The 23,416-nt window shown below is 71.6% G+C and carries 17 protein-coding genes; 7 read left to right on the plus strand and 10 right to left on the minus strand.

The genetic code is table 11. From position 1 onward, the window contains the following. Positions 1-11: 11 nt before the first annotated feature. Together CHB98_RS19970 and CHB98_RS19975 are read right to left on the minus strand one after the other, a co-directional pair. Positions 12-857, minus strand: coding sequence for a sugar phosphate nucleotidyltransferase (locus tag CHB98_RS19970; RefSeq protein WP_089307360.1), 846 nt, complete (start codon positions 855-857; stop codon positions 12-14). Between the two features lie 20 nt (positions 858-877). Next, positions 878-2,107, minus strand: coding sequence for a class I SAM-dependent methyltransferase (locus CHB98_RS19975; RefSeq protein WP_089307361.1), 1,230 nt, complete (start codon positions 2,105-2,107; stop codon positions 878-880). A gap of 122 nt (positions 2,108-2,229) precedes the next feature. On the opposite strand from CHB98_RS19975, the gene CHB98_RS19980 reads away from it, so the two are divergent. Next, positions 2,230-2,817, plus strand: a complete 588-nt coding sequence (locus CHB98_RS19980; protein ID WP_245821465.1) for a dTDP-4-dehydrorhamnose 3,5-epimerase family protein — start codon at positions 2,230-2,232, stop codon at positions 2,815-2,817. Here the strand turns inward: CHB98_RS19980 and CHB98_RS19985 are convergent. Beyond that, on the minus strand, positions 2,719-3,834 hold the full coding sequence (locus CHB98_RS19985; protein ID WP_089307362.1) for a glycosyltransferase family 2 protein: 1,116 nt from the start codon (positions 3,832-3,834) through the stop codon (positions 2,719-2,721). The genes CHB98_RS19980 and CHB98_RS19985 overlap by 99 nt on opposite strands. Then, positions 3,831-5,171, minus strand: a complete 1,341-nt coding sequence (locus CHB98_RS19990; RefSeq protein ID WP_089307363.1) for a nucleotide sugar dehydrogenase — start codon at positions 5,169-5,171, stop codon at positions 3,831-3,833. Before CHB98_RS19990 ends, CHB98_RS19985 begins: the two co-directional genes overlap by 4 nt. 400 nt (positions 5,172-5,571) lie before the next feature. On the opposite strand from CHB98_RS19990, the gene CHB98_RS19995 reads away from it, so the two are divergent. The 6 genes from CHB98_RS19995 to CHB98_RS20020 all read left to right on the plus strand — a co-directional run bounded on the left by CHB98_RS19995 (position 5,572) and on the right by CHB98_RS20020 (position 14,432). Then, positions 5,572-6,912 (plus strand): glycoside hydrolase family 140 protein, encoded by a 1,341-nt coding sequence (locus CHB98_RS19995; protein WP_218822448.1) that lies wholly within the window; start codon positions 5,572-5,574, stop codon positions 6,910-6,912. Positions 6,913-7,129: 217 nt separating this feature from the next. Next, complete coding sequence (locus CHB98_RS20000) at positions 7,130-9,223, plus strand: alginate lyase family protein (protein WP_089307411.1); 2,094 nt, start codon at positions 7,130-7,132, stop codon at positions 9,221-9,223. A 109-nt stretch (positions 9,224-9,332) separates the two neighbouring features. Further along, positions 9,333-10,088 carry a class I SAM-dependent methyltransferase gene (locus tag CHB98_RS20005; RefSeq protein ID WP_089307365.1) on the plus strand — a complete coding sequence of 252 codons (756 nt, stop codon included), beginning with the start codon at positions 9,333-9,335 and terminating at the stop codon, positions 10,086-10,088. Between the two features lie 171 nt (positions 10,089-10,259). Beyond that, positions 10,260-11,486 (plus strand): phenylacetate--CoA ligase family protein, encoded by a 1,227-nt coding sequence (locus CHB98_RS20010; RefSeq protein WP_218822449.1) that lies wholly within the window; start codon positions 10,260-10,262, stop codon positions 11,484-11,486. A 20-nt stretch (positions 11,487-11,506) separates the two neighbouring features. Then, on the plus strand, positions 11,507-12,850 hold the full coding sequence (locus tag CHB98_RS20015) for a polysaccharide pyruvyl transferase family protein (protein WP_218822450.1): 1,344 nt from the start codon (positions 11,507-11,509) through the stop codon (positions 12,848-12,850). Between the two features lie 79 nt (positions 12,851-12,929). Then, entirely contained in the window at positions 12,930-14,432 is a 1,503-nt protein-coding gene (locus CHB98_RS20020; protein ID WP_179224737.1) for an oligosaccharide flippase family protein, read from the plus strand. A 155-nt stretch (positions 14,433-14,587) separates the two neighbouring features. Here CHB98_RS20020 and CHB98_RS20025 read toward each other — a convergent pair whose 3' ends face one another. From CHB98_RS20025 to CHB98_RS20045, 6 genes are all read right to left on the minus strand, one after another. Continuing rightward, positions 14,588-15,781 carry a glycosyltransferase family 4 protein gene (locus tag CHB98_RS20025; RefSeq protein ID WP_089307369.1) on the minus strand — a complete coding sequence of 398 codons (1,194 nt, stop codon included), beginning with the start codon at positions 15,779-15,781 and terminating at the stop codon, positions 14,588-14,590. Further along, a complete protein-coding gene (locus CHB98_RS20030; RefSeq protein ID WP_089307370.1) occupies positions 15,778-18,066 on the minus strand; it encodes a glycosyltransferase in 2,289 nt (762 codons plus the stop codon). The genes CHB98_RS20025 and CHB98_RS20030 overlap by 4 nt, the downstream gene beginning before the upstream one ends. Further along, positions 18,063-19,130 (minus strand): glycosyltransferase family 4 protein, encoded by a 1,068-nt coding sequence (locus tag CHB98_RS20035; RefSeq protein ID WP_089307371.1) that lies wholly within the window; start codon positions 19,128-19,130, stop codon positions 18,063-18,065. The genes CHB98_RS20030 and CHB98_RS20035 overlap by 4 nt, the downstream gene beginning before the upstream one ends. Then, on the minus strand, positions 19,127-20,665 hold the full coding sequence (locus CHB98_RS20040) for an O-antigen ligase family protein (RefSeq protein WP_179224739.1): 1,539 nt from the start codon (positions 20,663-20,665) through the stop codon (positions 19,127-19,129). Before CHB98_RS20040 ends, CHB98_RS20035 begins: the two co-directional genes overlap by 4 nt. A gap of 22 nt (positions 20,666-20,687) precedes the next feature. Then, a complete protein-coding gene (locus tag CHB98_RS21875; protein WP_179224740.1) occupies positions 20,688-22,181 on the minus strand; it encodes a hypothetical protein in 1,494 nt (497 codons plus the stop codon). A 176-nt stretch (positions 22,182-22,357) separates the two neighbouring features. Beyond that, complete coding sequence (locus CHB98_RS20045; RefSeq protein ID WP_143425146.1) at positions 22,358-23,377, minus strand: hypothetical protein; 1,020 nt, start codon at positions 23,375-23,377, stop codon at positions 22,358-22,360. Positions 23,378-23,416: the final 39 nt, after the last annotated feature.

A 23,416-nucleotide genomic window follows, 5' to 3' on the forward strand; every position in this document is an offset into this window, starting at 1 on the left:
TCCCCGATGAGCTACCTGGCAGCGACGACACTGGGCTCAGCCACCATGACGGGGACGACCGCGGGGCCCGGTTCCACGGGCCGGTCGCGCCACACGGCCCACGGACTGATCCCGGTCCGGTACTGCTCCTCGAGGGCCGTCCGTTCCTTCAGCGTGTCCATGGGCGCCCAGAAGCCGTCGTAGGGGGTGGCGCAGAGCTTGCCGTCGGCCGCAGCCCGCACGAACCCGTCCATGACGAGGTCGTCCCCCTCGTCGAGGTAGTCGAAGATGCCCTGCCGGAGCACGAAGTACCCGCCGTTGATCCGCATGGACATGTCCACGACCGGCACGAGACCGGTCACCCGGTCACCCCCGGAGATCTCCACGACGTGGAAGGAGTCCTGAGGCCGCACTGCCAGGAGGTTCGCCACCGCGTCCTTGGACTCGAACTCGGCGATCAGGTCGTTCATGGGGGCATCGGTCAGCACGTCTCCGTAGTTGGCGAGGAAGATCTCGTCGCACTCGAGGTATGGCCGCACCCGGCGCAGTCGCTCGCCGATCGCCGTCGAGATCCCCGTGTCGATGAAGGTGATGGTCCAGTTGCTGATGTCGGTGGCGAGCATCTCCACGTGCTTGCCGCCCTTGGTGAGGACGAAGTCGTTCGAGCTCGTCTCCCGGTAGTCGAGGAAGTAGTCCTTGACCGCGGAGGCGCCGTAGCCGAGGCAGAGGATGAACTCCGTGTGGCCGAAGTGCGCGTAGTAGCGCATGACGTGCCAGAGCACCGGACGGCTGCCGATGGGCATCATCGGTTTGGGCAGGGACTCCGGTCCGGTCCGGATCCGCATGCCCAGTCCGCCGCAGAAGATGACGACCTTCATGGATGACTCCCTCCGATGACTCAGAAGACCTCGAGCCGGGGCAGCGCCACGACGAGCTTCCCGCCCCAGGAGCGGACCGGGTGGAGTTGCTCGGAGATCTCGTCCCTGAGGTTCCAGGGCATGATCAGGACGTAGTCCGGCCGCACGTCCGCCAGCTTCTCCGGCGGGTGGATGGGGATGTGGGTGCCGGGCAGGAACCTGCCCTGCTTGAACGGGTTGCGGTCGACGGCGAACGCGATCTGGTCGGCACGGACACCGCAGTGGTTGAGCAGCGTGTTGCCCTTCCCGGGCGCGCCGTAGGCGACGACCGTCTCCCCCCGGCGGGAGCGCTCGACGAGGAACTCCACGAGGTCGTTACGCACCCGCGCGACCGCGATCGCGAAACCGGCGTGGCCCTCGAGGGAGTGCAAGCCCGCCGCCGACTCGGCGGCCAGCACGGAGGCGACGGCATCACTCGGTCGTGCCGCCCGCTCGGCCGGCATCGACCAGGTGCGGAGAGAACCCCCGTGCGTCGACAGCTCCTCGACGTCGACGACGACCAGGCCCGCCTCGGCCAGGACCCGCTGCGTCGTCAGCAGCGAGAGGTACGAGTAGTGCTCGTGGTAGATCGTGTCGTACTCGTTGCCCTCGATGAGCCGCATGAGGTGCGGGATCTCGATGGTGACCGTGCCGTCGTCGACCACCAGCTCCCGCAGGCCCTTCGCGAAGTCGATGATGTCGGGCACGTGGGCGAACACGTTGTTCGCCACGACGAGATCGGCCGCTCCGTGCCGGGCCGCGACGTCCCGACCGGTCTGCTCCCCCAGGAAGGTCACCTCGGTCGGGACACCGCGCTCCACCGCAGCCTCGGCCACGTTCGCCGCGGGCTCGATGCCGAGGGCACGGATCCCTCGTTGGACGACGTGCTGCAGGAGGTACCCGTCATTGCTGGCGACCTCGACGACGAAGGAGCCGGAGTCCAGCGACAGCCTGTCGACGGCCTCCTCGACGTAGGCCTTGGCGTGCGCGACCCAGGAGTCGCTGTAGGAGGAGAAGTAGGCGTAGTGGCTGAAGATCTCCCCCGCGTCGATGTAGGCGGGGAGCTGGACCAGCAGGCAACGGGCGCAGATGCGCACGTGGAGCGGGTAGAACACCTCTCCCGAGTCGAGCTGGTCGGCGGTCAGGTAGCTCTCGCAGGGCGGGGACATCCCCAGGTCCACGAAGGTGTGGACGAGCTCCGCCTGACAGAGCCGGCAGTGCGGTGCGCTCATGACCGTGACCTCGACCCCGGAGGGGAGTGGTGACATGCTCGCCGCAGCCGCCCCGGCTGGGCGTCGCGGGCTCGCCCCGGATGGCTGCGGCCGGTCGTGACACGCACCCGGGGAGGGGAGACGTGCGCTGGAGCTCCACCCGCATCGTCGGCGTCGTCGAGTTCACGCCCTCGCCGCACGTCGACGACCGGGGGTTCTTCAGCAGGACCTTCGACGCCGACGTCGCGCGGGAGGCGGGGATCGATCCCGACTCCTTCGTCCAGGACAGCATGTCCCGCTCGCGCCGAGGGGTGGTCCGCGGCCTGCACGTCCGGCTGGGTGAGGGGGAGAGCAAGCTCGTGCGCTGCTCCTCCGGCCAGGTCTTCGACGTCGTCGTGGACCTGCGCCCGAACTCCCCGACCCACCTCGAGTGGCTCTCCGTCATCCTCGACGGCGAGAAGCAGAACTCGGTCTTCATCCCGGCCGGGTGCGCCCACGGCTTCCAGGCGCTCACCGAGCCGGCGGACACGGCCTATCGCATCGACCGGCGGCACGACCCGCAGGAGGACCTCACGATCGCTCACGACGACCCCCGGCTCGCTGTCCCATGGCCTCTCCCCGTCCATGCCATGTCACGGTCCGACGCCGCCGCGCTGCCACTGGCGGAGCTGTCGACCGAGCTGGCGTCCATCCGGAGCCGAGCGCGCACGGGCGGGAAGCCAGTCGACTGACCCCCAGCCGAGGATGCGCTGCCGGGCACCATGGCCTCTCTCGGCCAGCTGCTGCTTCAGCGGGTGGACGCGAGTGAGCAGCCGGGGGGACAGCTCCAACAGCACCACGATCACGCAGGCCCGCAGGGTGGCCCGCTGAGCGCGCGCCTCCCGGGCCGACCGGCGAGCAGTCTCGATGTCCCCATCGACGAATGCCCATCGCGCACGCCGCAGGGCCTGGTGATAACGCAGGCGCCGCATCGGGGACTGCGCGATGGCGAGATGGCGCGGGTCACCCGACTCCTCGGCGAACGTCTGGAACGTCCGCACCAGAGAGTCCTCGAACTGCTCGACCCTCTCGGGATGCCGGGACTGGGACTGTTCGCGTACCCGGTACCGACCCAGCTTCTGCGGGAGCAGGCGGACCTCGAATCGGCTGGCGAGCCGCAGCCAGGTGAGCACGTCACTCTCCAGGCCGGGCTCGTAGCCACCGACGGCCCGCCACGCTCTCCTGCTGATGGCGCCCGTGTAGTAGGGCACCCGGCCGGCCAGCACCTCCTCCACGGTGAGGAGGTCCCCGCCCTTGCCCGGCGGACGGCTACCGATCGACCGGAGATAGCTCTGACGGGAGGGCCGTTCGTCCCCATCGCGCACCATGTGGGCGTCGCACCCGACCGCGTCCACGGAGGGGTGGCCGTCGAGGAAGTCGAGCACCGTGGCCGTGAACTCGGGCACGATCTCGTCGTCGCTGTCGAGGACGGCGAAGTGGTCGCCCCGCGCCACCGCGGCCGCGGCCATCACCCCGCCCGCGTAGCCCCGGTTCTCCTGACGGACCAGGCGCACCCGCGGGTCGTCGGCGAAGGACCGGACGATGGAGGCGATCTCGTCCGAGTTCCCGTTGTCCACGACGACCAGCTCCCAGGCCGGGCTGGTCTGGGACAGGACCGACGAGATGGTGTCGGCGAGGTACGCCTCAGTCCGGTAGGCCGTCGTCAGGAAGCTGAGACGAGGTCGGTCCAGCGGCGCGCTCGTCGTCACCAGGACAGCCCCAGGTACTGGTTGCCGGCGCGCGCGGCACGCAACCGCGGGACGTGGACGAGGTCGAGCACGACCGTGCCGACGGGAGCACGCTCCACCGCAGCGACCGTGGCGTCGTCACCGGCCGCGACCACGAGCACCTCCCCGTGCTGGGCGACGGCGTCCCGGTCCCGGGCGAGGTGCTCGGCGAGGTGGGGCAGCCGATCGTCGATGTGCGCCTTGTTCGAGCCGGTGAGGCGGGAGAGGGCGACGTTCTCGTCGTGGATCAGGACGTCGCAGCCCTTTCCGATCAGGCGTTCGGCGAGCTCCACCATCGGGCTCTCGCGCAGGTCGTCGGTCCCCGACTTGAACGAGAGGCCGAACAGCCCGACCTTGCGCTTCCCGAGCGCGAGGATGCTGTCCAGCGCCCGGCGCAGGTGCGCCTCGTTGGACGCCAGGATGTTGGCGAGGACGGGTACCTCGACGTCGTGCTGGCGGGCGGTGTGCGCCAAGGCGCGGACGTCCTTGGGCAGGCACGACCCGCCGAAGGCGAAGCCCGGCCGCAGGTACGCCGCGCTGAGGTTCAACTTCGTGTCGGACAGGAAGACGTCCATCACCTCGTGCGAGTCCAGTCCCAGGGCAGCGCAGATCGCCCCGATCTCGTTGGCGAAGTCGACCTTGAGCGCGTGGAAGCAGTTGTCCACGTACTTGGCCATCTCCGCGACACCGATCGGGACGACGAACCGCGGCCCGGGGATCCCGTCGTAGAGGCCGACCACCAGTGCGGCGGATCTCTCCTCGGTCTGACCGACGACCGTCTTCGGTGGCGCGGAGAAGTCCTGGACGCTCGTCCCCTCGCGGAGGAACTCCGGGTTGACGCAGACGCCGAAGTCGACACCGACCTGCTTCCCGGACAGTTGCTCGAGCAGTGGGATCAGCCGGCCCTCGCAGGTCCCCGGGAGCATCGTGCTGCGGTACACCACCGTGTGCCAGCCGGCTTTGGCTGCCAGGACGGCGCCGATCTGCGTCGTCACGGCCTCGAGGTAGGCGGTGGACAGACCTCCGCCGGGCAGCGAGGGCGTGGCCACGCAGACCAGGGACACGTCGCTGTCGAGCACCGCCTCCGTGGCGCTGTCGGTGACGGAGAGGAGACCCGACGTCACCGCGTCGCGGACCAGCTCCGTCAGTCCCGCCTCGATGACGGGCGGGAGCCCCCGGCGGAGCAACTCCAGCTTGCGCGGGTCGACGTCGACCCCGACGACACGGTGCCCCCGGGCAGCGAAACACGCGGCCGAGATCGAGCCGACGTACCCGAGTCCGAAGACGCTGATCGCGGGCAGCGTCCCACTCGCGTCCATCCGAGTCCGCCCTGTCTCGGGTGACGCAGCGCGATGCATTGCGGCAGGTTAGGAGTGCGCCGACCCACGGCAATCCGAGGTCCACGCCCCCTGAGGGCGCCGTGGCGCGTCGGCACTCACCGCGACGGCACAACGACTTCGTCCCCGGGACGCCCGGGGAGCGGCGGCCACGGGAGTCCGGCGGGCGTAGCGACGCCGACGGAGATGTCGTAACCTGCCGGGCCCGAGTTCACGCTCCTGCTCGAAGGCGTTGGAGCGATCGCAGATGACACCAGCGAGCCCGACCACGGCGCGGCATCCCGCACGTCTCCTGACGGGAGGCGCGCTGGTGCTGCTGCTGTGCTTGGTGGCCGCCTCCGGTGGGTGGCTCCTCCGCCGGGGAGGCCCCCAGGGACAGGCCATGCACATCACCGGTGCGAGCACCTACCGCGACGCCCCCTGGCCCGAGGCCACGCCGAGGGTGGGATCGACCGGACGGCCCTTCGTCACGTCGATCAGCCCCGATCGCCGCTTCTTCCTGGACCAGTACGGGGAGCCCATCCGGCTCAAGGGCGACACCCCCTGGTCGTTGATGACGGACCTGTCCCCGGACGAGGCCGCGCTCTACTTCTCGACACGGGCAGGCCAGGGGTTCAACGCGGTGATCGTCTCCCTGCTCGGCGCACTGGGCAACGGAGGTCCCTTCGACGACGGCCGGACCCACGACGGGCTGGCGCCGTTCGTCGGGGGGGACGTGCTGCGGTTCGACGAGCCCTACTGGGACCGCGTGGTGTCCTACCTGCAGATGGCGGCCGAGCGCGGCGTGACCGTGCTGCTCTACCCCGTCGACGGCTGGAGCATCGGGCACTCCTTCGTACCGACGTCGATCCAACAGTGCCGCGACTTCGGCCGCCTGGTCGCCGAGCGGCTCGCCGGCCTCCCCAACATCGTGTGGGTGATCGGCGGGGACTACGTGCCGGCCACCGACGACCTCGCCGGAGGCAGTGACGTCGACCGGTGCTGGGACGCCATGATGCGTGGCGTGCGGGAGGCCGGCGACGGCCGACCGTTCTCCATCCAGTTGACCTTCGACAGGTCGATCTCCAGTGACAACCCGTTCTGGGCCCGGCGGATCGACTGGAACTTCGTCTACACCTACCACCCCACCTACGCCGCCGTCCTGGACGCGTACGGGCGCACCCCGACGATGCCGGCCGTGCTCGGCGAGGCCAACTACGAGGGCGAGAACAACCAGTCCGAGTCGGCGCCCACCTCCGATGAGACGCTGCGCCGCCAGGTGCTGTGGAGCCTGACCTCCGGCGCCGCCGGCGAGTTCATGGGCACCCACGACTGGGACTTCCACCCCGGTTGGCGGACGCGGCTGTCCAGCCCGGCCACGACCCAGATCGCAGGCCTGCGCGACCTGTTCGACGGCCTGCGGTGGTGGCAGCTCGTGCCCGACACAGCAGGCACGCTGGTGACGGCAGGGCGCGGCACCCCGCTGGACGACGCCCCCGTCGACGTCCTCGACAACGACTACGTGACGGCGGCGCGCACGCCCGACGGCCGGCAGGCCGTCGTCTACGTGCCCACCGCCCGCACCATCACCGTCGATCCCGCGGTCCTGCCCACCGGCACCTCCGCCGTCTGGGTCGACCCGACGTCCGGGCGCAGGATCCCGGCGCCGGTCTCGAGCACCTTCACCACCCCGGGACCGAACGACGCCGGCGACCACGACTGGGTCCTCCTGCTCACCTCGTGAAGGACGCGTGCTGCCGGGTCCGGCGCGGACGAGCCCGCCGTCCTCCGGGACCGTGGGTGGTTAGCTCCTCCCCGGTCGGGCTGACCTGCCTGCGTCCCGTCGAGACCCGTGCCGAGGGAGCTGCCGCGCCGGTGGACCGAGGAGCAGACGTCTGGTGAACGGTCGGTCGACGACACGGGTGCAGCGGCTGGAGTGGTACCTCCGCAGGCTGCACGCCATGACCCCCGGCGAGGTGGGCTGGCGTGCTGGGCGCCTGGTGGAGCAGCGCCTTCCGCGGCGCTCCCTGGGGGCGGCATCGCGCGCCCGGCTCCTCGGCCGTGCGAACGCCGGCTGGGAGCCCGTCCTGCACGACTTCCGGAACGGTGTCGGCAGGCCCGTACTGCTCGACCGCTCCCGTGCCCGGGAGATCGCCGGCCGCCACCCCGACCAGGTGGCCGCACTGGTCGAAGCGGCTGACCGGATCCGCGCCGGCGTCGTCACCTACTTCGGTCACCCCGGAGCGCGACTCGGGTGGCCGATCGACTGGAACCACGACCCGGTCAGCGACGTCCGGTGGCCCCTCGTGGACGCCGCCCGCATCGACCACCGGACGGCGGCGGCGGATCCCAAGTGGATCTGGGAGCTCAACCGGCTCCAGCACCTCCCGTGGCTCGCCGAGGCATGGCTGTTCACGGGGAGGGACGAGTTCGCGGAGCTGGCGCTGGTACACCTGGACTCCTGGCTGGACCAGAACCGGGTGGGGCAGGGGATCGCCTGGCGCGGTGCGTTCGAGGCCGGGGTCCGCGCGGTGTCGGTGGCCGTCGCCCTGCAGGGGCTGCGGGACTTCGACAGGCTCACCGACGCCCGCTTCGAGCGGGTCGTCCGCATGCTCGCGAGCAGCGCCGAGCTCTGCTGGCGGCACCGGTCGCGCTACAGCTCGGCGAACAACCACCTCGTCGGCGAGCTCGCCGGTCTCGCAACGGTCGCGATCCTCTTCCCGGAGCTCGCCCCCTCGCCGAGGTGGGAGCGGCAGGCGGTCCACGGCCTGGCGGACGAGGCCTCCCGGCAGATCCTTCCCGACGGCGCCGGCGCCGAGCAGGCCGTGGGCTACCAGGTGTTCACCGTCGAGCTGCTGATGGTCGTGGCCGTCCTCCTCTCGGCGCGTGGGGACGTCATCCCGGCTCCGCTCACCGCGGCCATCGACCGCAGCGCGGACTACCTGGCCGCCGTCGTCGGCGACACCGATCCCGATCCGCGGTACGGCGACGACGACGAGGGCTTCGCCCTCCGGCTGGGACCCGAGCCGCGCCGCACCGTCCGGGACCACCTGGGGCTGGTCGCCGCCTTCACGGACAACGCGCGAGCTCGCGAGGCAGGCACCAGCACGCTGGCCGCCGGCTGGGTCCGCGCCGTCCGGGGGACGGTGGAGGCGTCGCCCGACGTGCCGGCTGCCCGGCGCGAGAGCGGCTTCGTGGCTCCGCAGGGAGGGCTCGTGGTCCTGCGCTCACCCGGCCGCCGGATCACCGTGGACGTCGGCCCGCTGGGTTACCTCGCCATCGCGGCGCACGGGCACGCCGATGCCCTGGCGGTGACCGTGAGCCTGGACGGCCACGACGTCGTCGGCCAGCCGGGAGCCGCGAGCTACTACGGGCACCCGGAGTGGCGGTCGGTCCATCGCAGCACCCGTGCCCATCCCACGGTGACGGTGGACGGGCAGAGCTCGTCGGTCCCCGGCGGCCCCTTCCTGTGGACCCGGCACGCCCGGGTCCGTGTCCGGTCCGTCGATCTCGACCGGGGCATCGTCGACGCAGAGCACGACGGGTACCAGCGGCTCGCCGCGCCGGTCACGCACCGCCGGTGGCTGTCCGCTCCGCGGGGCGAGCCGGTGGTCCTCGTCATCGACGAGGTCACCGGGGCCGGCGTCCACGAGATGCGCACGTCGTGGCCTCTGCACCCTGACCTCGACGTGGAGCGGGTGCCCCAGGGACACCTGGTCACCCGGAACGGAACCACCGTCCTGCAGATCCTCGCCGCCGCGGTGCCCGGCGCGACCCTCGACGAGGTCCGCGGTGACGAGGAGACCCACCTGGGGTGGTGGTCGGACCGGCTCGAGAGCCGGGTGCCGTCCTGGCTCGTCGGGGGGTCCACGCGCGGGGCGACCCCGCTCGTGGCGGCGACGCTGCTCTGCCCGCCGGGACACGTGCCCGTCGACGAGTTCACGGTGGCCCGGAGGAGCGACCTCATCACTGTCGCCTGGCGCTGCGGGGCAGAGCGCTGGGAAGCCGTCGTCGACCGATCGCGCCCGGGGGCGGTGACCCGCCGGACACGGTGAGGTGACTGCCGGACACGGTCGGCCGGCGGTGCCGCCCCGCCCCGCAGCGACGAGTCCCCGGTCGCCGGAGTCATGGACACCCCTGCCGGCGCGCCCCTACGGTGCGCCGATGGATGACGTGTCCACTGCACGGAACGATCCTCCGCTGGACGAGCAGATCCGCTTCTGGGGCGAGTGGAACCTGGCCCATCACGCCTACTCCGAGCGAGGACTCCTCCAACTGCGGCAGATCGACTGGGTACGCCGGGCCGCCCGGCGCCTCGCCGCGTCGCCCGGCCAGGAGGGGCCGCTCCGCATCCTGGACCTCGGGTGCGGGACGGGGTGGCTCGGCGCCTCGCTCACGGATCTCGGCGACGTCACGGGGATCGATCTCGCCCCGGCGGCCGTGGAACACGCAGAGCGCGAGTTCCCCGAGGTCCACTTCATGGCCGGCAGCTTCGACGAGGCGTCCCTCACCGGTCCGTTCGACCTGGTCATCAGTTCCGAGGTCATCGCGCACGTCGCCGACCAGGCGGGGTACGTCCGGCGCGTCGCGGACCTGCTGCGCCCCGGAGGGGTGTTCCTCCTGATGACCCAGAACGGCTTCGTGTGGCGCCGGTGGAGCCAGCTGAAGCCGACGAGCCGGGGGATGATCCGCAACTGGCCCCGGTTGAGGGAGCTCCGGGCCATGCTGGCGTCCAGCAGCTTCTCGGACGTCCGCGTCCGGTCCCTGCAGCCGGCAGGGGACCGCGGGGTCCTCCGCGTGCTGAACAGCCGGACCCTCCGGGGCGGCTTCACGCTCCTGCACCTGGGAGAGGCGTGGAGGTCGGCACTCGAGCGGGTCCTCGTAGGGCGTGACCTCGCCATCTCCGCACGTCGTCGTTGACCCGGCCGACCGGTCGGCCGACCGGAGCGAGCCACGCGTCGGGCCGTACGAGCCAGGGCGGATTCGTGTCAGACTCCGCCGGTGGCGCCGCCCCTGAGGTCGCCGAGCCTCCAACACCGGCTGCGGCACGCCTTTCCGTTGCGGGGCGGGATGCGCTCGTCGTTGGGGCGGATGGAGCGGGCCACGGCCGACGAGATCGTCGCCTACCAGGAGCGTCGGTTGCGGGATCTGGTCCGGCTGGCGGCACGCCGATCGCCGTTCTATCGCGAGTGGTTCGCCGCCTCCGGGATCGATCCGGCCTCGATCCGCAGCCTGGCCGACCTAGGCCGGCTGCCGCTGCTCGACCGCGACCACCTGGTCCACGCGCCCGAGCGGTTCCTGGCCTATCCCCGCGCGTTGACCTGGCCGGCGCACTCCAGTGGCACCTCCGGGCGGGTGGTGACCGTGTACCGCACGCCGGGCTCCTCGGCGTTCGAGCTCTCGGCGCTGCAGCGCCAGTGGGGCTGGTTCGGTGTGCCGCCCCGGCCGCGCAGCCTGCTGCTGCGCAACCACGACCCTGATCCCCACGGCAACGGAGCGCTGACCCGGGAGGTGCCCGGCGCCCGGAAGCTGGTGGTCTCCAGCTACCGGCTCGACCGCGACCGGCTGGCCGACCTCCTCGCGCAGATCCGGGCCTTCGATCCGCAGGTGGTCGAGGGGTGGCCCTCCAGCCTCACGCTGCTCGCCGGACTGCTGCGCGAGCGCGGCGAGAAGCTGCCGGTGGGAGCGGTCATCACCTCCTCCGAGGTCATGACCGCGCCCCAGCTGGCGCTGATGGCCGAGGGCTTCGGCGGCCCGGTGGTGGACCACTACGGGCAGACCGAGCGGGTCGCCATGGCCGGCAACTGCGAGGCCGGCGGCTACCACTCCTTCCCCGACTACGGGATCACCGAACTGCTGCCGGTGCCCGGGCGCACCGACTGCTGGGAGATCGTCGGCACCCCACTGCACAACTGGGGCTTCCCGCTGTTCCGCTACCGCACCGGCGACGAGGTCGGCCCCGCCCCACCCCGCCCCTGCACGTGCGGACGGGCATTCCCCCTGCTCGGCCGCATCGACGGCCGCGTCGAGGACGCGTTCACCGCCGCCGACGGACGCCCCTTGCCCCTCCCGTCCCAGGTGGTCGACGACCTCGTCGGGCTGCGCGAGGTGCAGGTCGCCCAGCTCGCCCCCGGCTGCTTCGAGTTCCGCATGGTCCCCACCCCGAACTCCGACATCCCGGCCACCCAGGCGCAGGCCCGCGCCAACGTCGACACGTACTTCGGTCCCGGCCAGACCGTCACCTTCCGCGTCCTCGACCACATCCCCCGCGCGTCCAGCGGCAAGCTGCGGCCCGCCATCCGAGTCGCCACCGAATGACCCTGCGGGAGGACGACGCCGTGACCAACCCCTCCGTGGCAGAGCCATCACCCGACGGACCCCGGATCCTCGTCGAGAACGGCGAGTACTGGCTGCTGAACATGGGCGACCTCGCCATGCTGGACGTCACCATCCGGCGGCTGCGGGCGAGGTGGCCGCGAGCCCGCGTCGGCGTGCTCACCGAGACCCCCGCGCTGTTGGGGGCCTACTTCCCGGGAGTCGACCCGATCGTGCCGTGGGGCCGGTCGGCCTGGTCCCCCGCCGGTCCGCTCGTCCGGCTGTCCCAGGCGGCGGCGCCGCGGATCGTCGGTCCGTACGACGTCACCCGCCTGCGGGTGGGCGCCTGGATGAGAGGCACTGGGCGGCGGGCCGAGCGCCTGCTCCGGCGCGGCCGGCCCGCACCGGCTGGCGGAGAGGGGCGCCCGCTGGACCCGGTCGGCCAGGCGAGCGCGGGACCGGCGCCGAACACGGCGGCGGCCCTGGCCTCGTCGTCCCTGGTGGTGGCCCTGGGCGGCGGCTACCTCACCGACGTGGACCCCGGGCAGACGACCCGCGTCCTCGGCCTGCTCGAGTACGCGTCTTCCCGCGGGGTCCCCACGGCCATGCTCGGGCAGGGGCTCGGACCGCTCGAGAACCCAGCGCTGATGTCCCGGGCGGCCGAGGTGCTGCCGCGCGTCGACGTCATCGCGTTGCGTGAGAGGCGCTGCGGGCCGGCGCTGTTGGAGCGGGTGGGCGTGGCGTCGTCCCGGGTGACGGTCACCGGCGACGACGCGATCGAGCTGGCGCTCGCGCAGTGCCCGGAGGTGCTGGGACGCGACCTCGGCGTGTGCCTGCGCATCGCCGGCTACTCACCGGTCAGCACGCGTGCGAGAGAGATCGTGACCACCGGGCTGCGCCTGCTCGCGCAGGCCCTCGGCGCCGGTCTGACACCGGTGATCATCAGCGAGTTCCGGTCCGAGGACCGCCGGTCGACACTGCCCCTGGTCGCGGGGTCCGACCACGCGAGGCGCCCCCTCGGCCGGTTCGCCCGTCCTCAGGACGTCGCCGCGCAGGTGGGCCGCTGCCGGGTCCTGGTCACGGGCGCCTACCACGCGGCGGTGTTCGCGCTGTCCCAGGGCGTCCCGGTGGTCGCACTCACCTCGTCGCGGTACTACGACGACAAGTTCCTCGGCCTGGCCGGGATGTTCGGCGCCGGCCTGGAGCTGGTCCGACTGGACCGCGACGATCTCGCCGAACGGTTGACGGCGGCCATCCGCTCGGCGTGGGAACGGGCCCCGGAGGAGAGGGCGGCCCTGCTGGCGAGCGCGGAGGAGCAGATCGCCACCAGCCGCAGGACCTTCGACCGGGTCTGCGACCTTGTCTGAGTCACCGACCGTGTCCCAGGACCAACGGCCCGCGGCTCCCGCGACCAGGGCCGGTTCGCTGCGCGCCAGGATCGGCAAGGTGGCGGCCGCGTCAGCAGTTGCGCTCGTCATCGGCGAGCTCATCACCCTCGGTCAGACGGTCGCACTGGCCCGGTTGCTCACACCCGCGCAGGTGGGCCTCTTCGTAGCCGGTGGCGTCCTGACCACGTTCATCGGGAACTTCATGGGGGGTGGTCTCCGGTCTGGGCTGGTCCACCGGGACCGCGACCTCGACGACGCGGCGGCGACGGTCTTCTGGGCGACCCTCGGCACGGGTGTCCTGATGACTCTGCTCGCCCTCGCCGTGGCCCCGCTGATCGGGCACGTCTTCCGCAGCCACACCGCCGGGCTGGTGGCGGCCGCCATGTCCGGGGGGCTGATCCTGTACTCCCTGACCAACGTCCCGGAGGCCCTGCTGCAGCGCCAGTTCAGTGTGCGGCGGCGCCTCGTGGTGGGCCCGGCGGTGGCGGCGTCGTACGCGGTCGTCGCCGTGGGCGCCGCCGCGCTGGGTCTCGGCGTCTGGAGCATGGTCCTGGGCAGCTACGCGTCCGCGTTGGTGTGGGTCGTGACGCTGTGGCTCCTCTGCGACTGGCGCCCGTGGTGGGGGCGTCCGTCGTACCGGATCTGGCGCGAGCTCGCCGGTTTCGGTTTCCCGCTCGTGCTCGGGATGATCGGCGACCGCGCCCAGAAGGCGGTTCAGGCGGTGGCCACCGGGCGGGTGCTGGGCGCCGGGGACCTCGGCCTGCTGCGGTACGGCGAGCGGATGGCCCGCATCCCCACCATGGTGCTCGTCGAGGGCGGCTCCATATCCCTGTTCCCGGCGTTCACGCGCCTTGCCGCTGACCCTCAGCGGTTCCGGAGCGGTTACCTGCGCGCTCTCCGGCTCGCCGTTGCCGTGGCCGCGGGGATGGCGGCGATGCTCGTCGCGGTCGGCGTTCCCCTCGTGGTCATCGTCCTCGGGGAGGAGTGGCGTGAAGCCGGGGTCGTCCTGGTCGCCATGACCGGCCTGGCCCTGGGCAAGTCGGTGATCACGGTCAGCGAGGAGGCGATCAAGGGGAGCGGGCGGACGCGGCTGCTCCACTGGTACACCCTGACGGAGACCAGCCTGAGCATCGTGCTGCTGCTCGTCCTGATCCGCCCCCTCGGTCTGGTGGGCGTGGGCCTGTCGATCTCGCTGACCGCCGTCGTGTGCGGGGTGCTGGTCGCGGCGCTCGCCGGCCCGGTCGTCGGCGTCTCGCCCCGTCAGGCGCTCGGCGCGACCGTCCCGACCATCGCGAGTTCTCTGGTGGCGTGCGCGGTCGCGGCTCCGCTGGAGCACCTGCTCCTGCACTCCGAGCGCATGGGGGCATGGGGACTCGCGACCATTGCCCTCGACGGCACCGTCTTCCTCCTGGTGTACGTCGGGGCGCTCCGCGTGCTCGCCCCGACCGTGTTCCGGGAACTGGCCGTCCTGGTGTGCGTCCTGTGGCGACGGATGACGCCGAGCAGGGGGACGCCACAGCACGCCGCCGCGGCCCCCGGTGGGCCGGTCGGGAGCCGCTGAGCCCGGTCGGCGGCACGCCGGTCGCCGTTCTGCTTCTCCGGTCCGGCCTGACCGTCACCTCCGCGTCCTCGACCACATCCCCCGCTCGACCAGCAGGGAACGCCACGCTGGCGTCCGACTGCCGACCGCATGACCGGTGGGCGCCGGCCGCGTTGTCACACAGGGGGCTCGAAGAACCGGTCGTAGAAGTCGATCAGTGCCTTCCGGGAGTTGTCCCACGACAGGTGGGACTCGATGCGCTGTCGCCCACGTCGGCCCATCGCGTTCCGCAGCTCCTCGTCGCGCAGCAGCTCGTCGATCCTCACCGCGAACTCGGCCTCGTCGTTGGCCGGCGCGTAGACAGCCGCGTCCGCGGCCGACACCCGTGCCTCCGCCAGGTCGAAGGACACCACCGGGCGGCCCATCGCCATGTACTCCAGCACCTTGTTCATGGTGGAGACGTCGTTGAGGGGGTTCTTGGGGTCGGGCGACAGGCAGACGTCGGCGGTGGAGAGACACCGTTGGACGAACTCGTCCGGGACCCGCCCCGTGAACTCCACCATGTCCTCGAGCCCGAGGTCCTGGCTGAGCGCGATCATGCGGTGCTGCATGTCGCCCGCGCCCATGAAGACACAGTGCAGGTCCTCACGCCCCAGGTCGCGTTTCAGGACGTGCAGGGCCCGCAGCGCGTAGTCGACGCCGTCCTGCGGACCCATGACGCCGAGGTATGCCGCCAGGTGGCGCTTACCCCTGCGTAGTCGCGGATCCGGCGGCTGCTGCTCGAAACGCGACAGGTCCGGTCCGCTGCGCACCACCACCACCTTGCCCGGATCCACCCGTCCGCGTCCCGTGGCCACGGCCCGGTAGCTCTCGTTCGTCGCGATCACGCCGTCCGCACAGAGGAACGTGAGCCGTTCGAGCACCCGGGTGACCCAGTACAGCGCCCGGCCACCACCGGCGAACCGGGACAGGAAGAGCTCTGGGACGAGGTCGTGGTGGTCGAAGATGAACCGGACGCCTCGCGGCCGGAGCATCAGGGCAACGAGGAACAGCAGGTCGGGTGGGTTGCAGGCCTGCACGACGTCGACCGGGTGTGCGCGGTGCACCCGCAGCGCAAGCCTCGCCGTGTGGAACATCGCGGCGGCGTACTCGCGCACGAACCCGAGCGGGCCGCCCTGCGCCGGACGCAGGGGATAGCGGAGGACGTGGACGCCCTCCAAGGTCGCCTCGGCCTCCTCCGCGTGGGTCCCCATCGGGCAGATGACCGTGACCGTGTACCCGGCGTCGACCAGCGCGCGGCTCTCCTGCCAGACGCGCCGGTCGAACGGCACGGGGAGGTTCTCGACCAGGATCAGGACGTGCCTGCTCATCGGGTAGTCATGAGGTCCACGAGCAGCTCCTCGTAGCCGTGCGCCGTCTGCTCGACCCGGTAGCGTTCCTCGACTCGTCGGCGTGCCGCCGTACCCATCCGCTGGCGACGTCGAGGGTCTTCGGCGAGCTCACCCAGTCTGTCGGCCAGCGCCTTGGCGTTCCCGACCGGGACGAGGTGGCCGTGCTCCCCGTCGACCACGATGTCCCGCAGGGCACCGCAGTCGGTCGCCACCACGGGGATCCCGGACGCCATCGCCTCGATGACCGCCATGGGGACGCCCTCGTGGACTGACGACAGGCAGGACACGTCGAAGGCGGGCAGCACGGTGGGGACGTCCCGGAGGATGCCGGTGAACTGGACGCTGTCGCCGAGCCCGAGACTCGTCGCGAGGGCGCGGAGCTCCCGCTCCCGCGGACCGCCGCCGACGACGACCAAGCGGGCTGCCGGGTGCGACCTGCGCAGGATCGCGAAGGCCTCGAAGAGCACGTGATGGGCCTTCTGCGCGCTGAGCCGGGCCACGATCCCCACGACGAAGGCATCGACGGGGAGGCCGAGCCGTGCTCTCGCCGCTGCCCGGGCCGCCTCGTCGGGGAGCGGGCCCACCGTGACCCCGTTGGGGATCACGACCTCCCGCGTGCGACTCCACGGGCGACGACCGACCCCCTCCTCCCGGTGCAGGTACTCACCCTGGCTGGGAGCCAGCAGGATCAGCGCGTCGGTCTCGCGCAGCGTCGCGGCGGCCCACCTGGGCAGGACCCGCCCGCCGACGCCCGTGAGGTCCATGTCGTGCACCGCCACCAGGGTCACCGGGACGCGGGCCAACCGGGCGGCCAGTCGGCCCAGGGCCAGCGAGGCACGGTGGTGATGGGTGACCAGCACGGCGTCCGTCCTCCCCCGGCGCAGGGTCCTCACCAGACGGGGCAGCGTCCGGAGGTCGAACTTCCCGCTGCGGCCCATCACATGCACCGGGAACCCCGCCGCCCGGAACTCCTCGGCCAGCGGCCCGGGGGTTCGGAGGCTCACCAGGCAGGGTTCCACCACGGCGGGGTCGAAGGCGCGGAAGACGTCGCGCATCAGCAGCTCCACCCCCCCGACGGAGGTCTCGTCCAGCACGAGGGCCAACCGGAGCGGCCTGCGGACGGCGTCTCCCGCCCGAGGAGGCGACGCGATGCCCAGGAGTTGCCGTTGCGCCTCCCCGACACTGCGCTCGAGGGTGAACTCCGCCTCCACGCGCGCCCGCGCAGCGGCCCCGAACGCGAGCCGCTCGTCCTCCGCCCCCAGCAGCCCGATCAGCTTGTCCGCCAGCGCAGCAGGATCGCGGGGAGGGACCAGGTAGCCGGTGACCCCGTCCTCGAGCAACTCCGGGATGCCTCCCACGGCGGTGCAGACAGCAGGACGGGACGAGGCCATCGCCTCCAGGAGCGCCATCGGGAGGCACTCGATGGTGAAGGAGCTGAGAACGAACACGTCGATCACGGAGAGCAGGGACGCCACGTCGCCGCGCGCGCCGGCGAAGACGACGCGGTCGGCGATGCCGAGCCGGCGAGCCGTCTCCTCGAGCCCTGCTCGCCGCTGCCCGTCGCCGACGACCAGGAAGCGTGCCCTCGCCTCGGTCTCGGCGACGAGCGCAGCCGCTCGCAGGAACGTCTCGTGGTCCTTCTCCGGTCGCAGCGCAGCGACGATGCCCACCACGAGGTCGTCCTCGAGCAACCCCAGACCGGCCTTCGTCACGGGGTCGGCCCGGCCGTCGAACTGGGACGGGTCCACCCCGTTGTGGATGATCCGCACCTTGCGGTGCGGGAGGCCCAGTTCCCGCACCAGGTAGGGGACCTGCGCCTGCGCGACGCCGAAGTACGCGTCGGTGACCCGGTCGAGCACGGCATCCGCCAGCTGTCTGACCCGCCCTCGGCGCTCGAGGTCGCCGCAGTTGTGGACCCAGACGACCACGTGGGGTACGCGCGCCAGGACGGCGGCCAACCGGCCCAGCCCCTCGGCGTTGTACCCACGGAGGACGACCACGTCCGGCGCGAGTCTCCGCAACTCGCGCACGAGCTCCGCGAGGCACTGCGGCGCTTCCCGCTTAGTCCGGTCCAGCGCAACGGCGGGCACACCGCTTGCCGCGAGGGACGGGAAGAGCTCTCCTTCACGGCCGAGGCAGATCACCGAGGGATCGACCAGCCGCTGGTCGAGCCGGCTGACCAGGGTCGTGACGTGCCGCTCGGCCCCACCGATGCCGAGGTCGGGGACGACGAAGGTCACCCGCACCGGACGCGGAGGACTCACCTCACCAGCTCCTCGTAGAGCGCGTCGAGCGTGCGCCAGGCCAGGGCCACGTCGAACCTCGCCCGCACCCGGGCCAACGCCAGCGCACCCAGCTCCGAGCGCTTCCCCGGGTCCGAGATGACGGTGCGCAGGGCCGCGACGAGAGCGTTCCCGTCATCCACCGGGACGAGTACGGCGCACTCGTCGTCGACGAGATCCGGGATGCCCCCCACCTCGGTGGCGACCACGCAGAGCCCGTGCGCCATCGCCTCCAGCACCGCCATCGGCTGCCCTTCGAAGCGGGAGGGGAGCACCAGCACGTGCGAGTGGCTCAGCAGGCGTTCCACCTCGGCGGACTCGACCCAACCCAGGACACGCACCTGCCCGGCGGGACCGAGTTCCTCGGTCTCCCGCCACGCCCGCTCCAGGTCCCCCGGACCGACCATGACCAGGTCGGCGCAGGGGAGGTGCGGCTCCTCGCGCAACTGTCGCCATGCCTCGAGGAGAGCGAAAGCGCCCTTGTCCTCGGTCATCTCCCCCACGAAGAGCACGTGCACGGGCTCTCCCGGACCGGGCTGGTCGACCAGCGTCCGCGGGCTGACGGCGTTGGGGACGACGATGACGCGGGCGTCCGGAGCGATCCGCTGCAGGGCTGCCGCCCACCGGTCCCCCAGGCCGATGACCCGCTCCGCGCTGCTGAGCGTCCTGCGGATGTACCGCTGCAGCAGCCGTGGGGACCGTGCGTAGAAGTCCCCGAACGCACCCCCGTGCACGTGCATGACCACGGGGATGCCGGCGGCCCGGAACATCCACGCCAGTGCGGACTTACGGGCGAAGCTGCCGTAGCACGACGTGTGCAGGTGGACGAGTCCAGGCCGGCGGACGGCGAGCTCTCGCACGACTCCGCCGACCCCCATGGCGAAGGTCCCCACCCGCGCGGTGCGCGAGCCGTTCCGGTGGGTCGCCACGTGACGGATCCGCCATCGCTCCCACAGCGGCGTCCCCTGCAGGGTCCGCACGTACGTCGCCACGCCACCCCGCGTGTCGGTGCGGGTCGACACCCACAGCACGCGCCGAGGCCTCATCGGACGACCAGGTCCCCGAGCGGCACGGTGTCCGCGGCGTGACGGCCCACCGAGCCACTGCACCCGGTCCTGCGAGCCTGCTCCCGCGAGTGACCCATCACCGCACCCGCGAGGACCATCACCATGATGTTCGGGAAGTCGAAGAAGCGCAGGTCGACGGTCAGACCGGTCACCACGTGGGCGACCAGGCACAGCACGGCGGTCAGTCCCAGCGCACGGCCGTAGATCTCGCCGGCCCGGAGGCGGCGGGTCGCCCGCACGAGCCCGGCGCCGATCAGGGCGAGGATCGCCAGCCAGAGGGCGAACCCGACGATGCCGAGCTCGACCAGGATCCCCAGGCTGTCGAGGTGGGAGGCGATCCCGTACCCGCGCTGCCAGGGAACCGCCGGTGACCACTGCTGGTGGTGATAGGTGTTCACCGCGGTGAATCGGCCGATGCCCCACCCGAAGAGCGGCTCCCGGGAGAAGGCCCAGAGCGACGTCGCGATGTTGTTCAGCCGGTCGTGGATCTCGTCCGGCGACCCCACGCCGCCGGCGGTCCGGTCCGCACTGGTGAACGTCGACCAGTTCACGATCACTGCCCCGGTGATTGCCGTCCCGACGAGCACGAAGCCGGTGCGGAAGCCCTTGGCCGCAGCCGCGCCGAGCAGGACCACCACCCCGAAGGCCAGCCAAGCCACTCGGGTGTGCGTCAGGTACACCCCGTAGACGCTGACCGCGGCCACCACACCGGCGAGAGCCCGGAGCGCGGGTCTCTCGCCCCGGTTGCAGGCGATGAGCATCCCGACGAGGAACCCGACGACGAGCACCAGACCGTTCACCACCGGCTGGTTGAAGACACCGACGGCCCGATCAGGCCAGCTGGGGCTGTCGGCGATGTACCTGGGCCAGACGACCTGCGGCGCGGCGAACTGGAGGATGCTCACCATCGCGGAATATGCGGCCGCCGCCAGAACGGACCACAACAGGACCCGGACGGCTCGCTCGGTGACGAACAGCAGACGCCCCACCAGGAACATCGTCAACGGCATTGCGGTGCCGATGAGCACGAAGCGCAGCACGGAGAACGACCCCGGGTCCCGTTCGTCCCCTGCCGGGAGGGCATGCGGCATCACCATGGAGAGGAGGTTCCAGGCGATGTACAACCCGATCAGGCACGTGAGGGGTTCGACCGGCACGTCGGTCACCCGTCGCTGCCAGGGCCTGCACCACAGCCAGACCGAAGCGATCACCCCGGCGAAGGCGAGGATGAACGGGTCGACCGGCAGGGTCCCGGACGGGACCGCCAGCCGGAAGAAGGTGGTGACGAAGAGGTAGGTGCAGGCCACCACCGGGCTCCCCAACCCCAGCGCGACAGCCAGCAGGCCGATGGCGCCCACGAGGAGCAACGCGCCCAGCTGGCCGGGAGCCTTCGCGAGGAGACCGAGCGTGACGAGGATGATCCCCACGAGGACTGCCGCCACGGCTGCGGTGACCCGCCCGTCCGCGCGGACGCCGACCAGCGGTCCGTGCGGAAGCCGGCTCAGCCCGGACAAGGCACCCTCGGCAGAACGGCGCTCATCCTCGGCCCGTCCGGGCGTTCGGACTGAAGACGCGCGTGGCGGCCACGTCGACAGGCGAGGGACCGACGCGTTCGGACCGGTCGGGGGGAAGGTGTTCGCGGCTCTCGGGGGATCGCCCATCCGGTTCTGGGGACGTCGGTCGGTCCACCTCCGCGTCCGCCTCCTCGCTCACCGCAGCCACCACTGCACCCATCAAGGTCGCGCCCATCTGTCGGAGGACGGCCACGGCCTCGCGAGCCGCGGCGACGCGGGTGACCTCGGTGTCGACGACGAGGATGGTCTGATCAGCTGTCTGACACATGGCTTGAGCGAGCGCGCACTGCACCGCGGCGGGCGCCGCCATGACGACGTACTGCCCCGCGAGGGCCTCGTGATGGAGCAGCTCGCCGACCTCGCTGACCGGCAGGCCTTCGGCGTCCTCGGTCGACCGCAGGGCGAGCGGGAGGAGCGAGAGTCCCGGCAGGCGGCCGGGCCGCACCTGGGGCACCGCTGACTGGTCGACGATGGCGCTCTCCCCGCCCGTGTCGACCAGGACGGTCCGGAATCCCTGCCTCGCCCACTCACGTGCCAGCTCGCACGCGACGAGCGAGGCCGCGGAGCCCTCCTCGGGTTGGGCGACAGCCACCACCCTGGAACCGCCGAGCCGAGCTCTGGTGATGTTGGCCAGCTGACCCAGTCGTTGCTCCCTCCTGGCCCGCGTCCGCGGGAGTTCCACCAACGTGCCCAGCCCGACCTTGTCGGCGACGTCCTGCCCGGTGTGGAGACGTCCCGACAGGCTTGCCAGGAACAGCGCCGCCACCAGGCCCAGGAAGAGCCCGCCCGCGAGGGCGGGCAGGAGGTTGCCGAACAGCGAGGGAGACTGCGCCGACACGCCGCCCTGCGCCTGCAGCTCCTGCAGGACGTTGACCTGGTCGTCCTGGATCTGCTCGATCCGGTCCTGCAGACCGGCAACGACCGCCTGGGCGGTCGGGCTGTTCGACCCCAGGGCCGTGTCCAACTGGTCCTGCAGCGTGACCAACTGCTGAGCCTGGCTCTGGGCGCGGACCCGGTTGATGTCGTCCATGAACGCCTTGGCCACCCGGATGGCGTACGACTGGGCGGTGTCGGGATCGGATGTGGTGGCGCTGATGACGAGTATGGGGCTGGCTGCCGCAGACTCGGCGGAGACCGGGACGTCGCCGGGGATCTGCGCGTCCCGCAGCAGCTGCTCCTGGTAGGCGCCGTCGTCGAAGTAGACGGCGTACCCCTGCACGAGCACGGCGTCCTGGTCCGGGGACCTGTCGTTGGACGAGACGATCAACGAGGTCCGGCCCACGTAGGTGGTCGGGGTCGTCGCCGTCACTGCGAGGGCAGCCAGCACGGCCACTGCAGTGACCACCAGGACGACCGACCAGTAGCGACGCAGCCGCGCCAACAGTGCACCCACGGTGTTGCCGCCAACCGCCGCGCCTCCCGTACGCACGGCATTCGACGCCGCGTGTGTTGACACTGCCGCTCCCCTCGCCGGTAGCGCACGCGCGTTCCGGCGGCGGTTGAGTCCCATCGACCGGTGACGCAGCCGCGGCCACAGCCTGCGGCCGACCCACCATAGGTTCTTCGCGGCTCGTTTCGGTTCTCGATCGCACTGCTGTTCCAGACCGGATCCACGAGCAGTGGCGCGGCCGGTCACCCGACGCGCGAGGGGAGTCCAGTGGCGTGGAAGTCACCCCAGGGGGCCGTGCCGTTGTAGTCGGACTGCTGGTTGACATAGGCATAGCAGTGGGAGTCGAGGTACTCGCCCATGCCGGCGGCGGTCTCGGTCACCGCGAAGTTGATCGCCTCCCCCTTGGTGACCGAGGACTGCGCAGCCCACTGCGAGGAGCAGGCGTACGGCCCGAAGAAGTCGATCTCGCCGTCGTGGTACTCGACGAAGCCGCCGTCGGCGAGGGCGTTCCCGGACTTCGAGGGATTCGGGTAGCCGCCACCGTCGTTCGGCGACCAGGTGCCGTTCACGATGAAGACCAGTCCGTGCTCGTCGGCCACGCTGCGCAGTGTCTGGCTCAGCGCGATGGCGCCCTCCCGGTAGGCCGCCTTGTCCGGGAAGCTCGCCCAGTCGAAACCGGGGAACCACGAGCGGGACCCGAGGTCGTCGACGAACCAGCCGGCCATGTGCGGGTTCTCCGCGACCATCGTCTCCAGGACGCACCTGATCTTGTCCTGCAACACGGAACCGACCCGGAAATCGGTGAGGTGCCCACCCTGGTTGGCCCGGTGGTCCCCGGGCCACCGCGAGGTCGCCGGACCGCAGACCGACGGGTTGATCAGCATGTCGTGATAGCGGCCGTACGGGTTGTCGATGATCGGGTCGAGGTAGATGAGGACGCTGCCGCCGCCGGCCGAGACGTCCTTGAACGCCTGGTCCTGGTAGTTGTCCCGGCCTGCCACCACGAGACCACCGGGATGCGCGTAGGCCACCGCGCCGGCCGAGGACCCGTAGAAGAGCGCCCCCGGCTGCGCAGGCAGGCTCGTGACGGTCGTGACCGCGGGCGGTGGATCGGGCGTCGGGGTGGCGGCGGTGGGCTCGGGCACCCCAGTGGTGGTGGCCAGGACGGCGACCAGGATCAGCACCGCAGCAGTCACCACCGCGAGCGCCCCGATCAGTCGCCGCGCTGCGGTGCCGGTCCAGCGTTGCCTGCCTGCGGCCATGCTGGCCGCATCATAGGGACCGGGACGTCCGTCTCAGGG

Source organism: Geodermatophilus pulveris (assembly GCF_900188375.1).
Taxonomy (GTDB): domain Bacteria; phylum Actinomycetota; class Actinomycetes; order Mycobacteriales; family Geodermatophilaceae; genus Geodermatophilus; species Geodermatophilus pulveris.

What these genes read in the sequence shown, in the direction of transcription:
- CHB98_RS19995 (WP_218822448.1), top strand. Translation starts at nt 5,572, where the DNA reads ATGCACATCACCGGTGCGAGCACCTACCGCGACGCCCCCTGGCCCGAG.
- CHB98_RS19970 (WP_089307360.1), bottom strand. Translation starts at nt 857, where the DNA reads ATGAAGGTCGTCATCTTCTGCGGCGGACTGGGCATGCGGATCCGGACC.
- CHB98_RS19975 (WP_089307361.1), bottom strand. Translation starts at nt 2,107, where the DNA reads ATGAGCGCACCGCACTGCCGGCTCTGTCAGGCGGAGCTCGTCCACACC.
- CHB98_RS20045 (WP_143425146.1), bottom strand. Translation starts at nt 23,377, where the DNA reads ATGGCCGCAGGCAGGCAACGCTGGACCGGCACCGCAGCGCGGCGACTG.
- CHB98_RS19990 (WP_089307363.1), bottom strand. Translation starts at nt 5,171, where the DNA reads ATGGACGCGAGTGGGACGCTGCCCGCGATCAGCGTCTTCGGACTCGGG.
- CHB98_RS20005 (WP_089307365.1), top strand. Translation starts at nt 9,333, where the DNA reads ATGGATGACGTGTCCACTGCACGGAACGATCCTCCGCTGGACGAGCAG.
- CHB98_RS20025 (WP_089307369.1), bottom strand. Translation starts at nt 15,781, where the DNA reads ATGAGCAGGCACGTCCTGATCCTGGTCGAGAACCTCCCCGTGCCGTTC.
- CHB98_RS20010 (WP_218822449.1), top strand. Translation starts at nt 10,260, where the DNA reads ATGGAGCGGGCCACGGCCGACGAGATCGTCGCCTACCAGGAGCGTCGG.
- CHB98_RS20035 (WP_089307371.1), bottom strand. Translation starts at nt 19,130, where the DNA reads ATGAGGCCTCGGCGCGTGCTGTGGGTGTCGACCCGCACCGACACGCGG.
- CHB98_RS20000 (WP_089307411.1), top strand. Translation starts at nt 7,130, where the DNA reads ATGACCCCCGGCGAGGTGGGCTGGCGTGCTGGGCGCCTGGTGGAGCAG.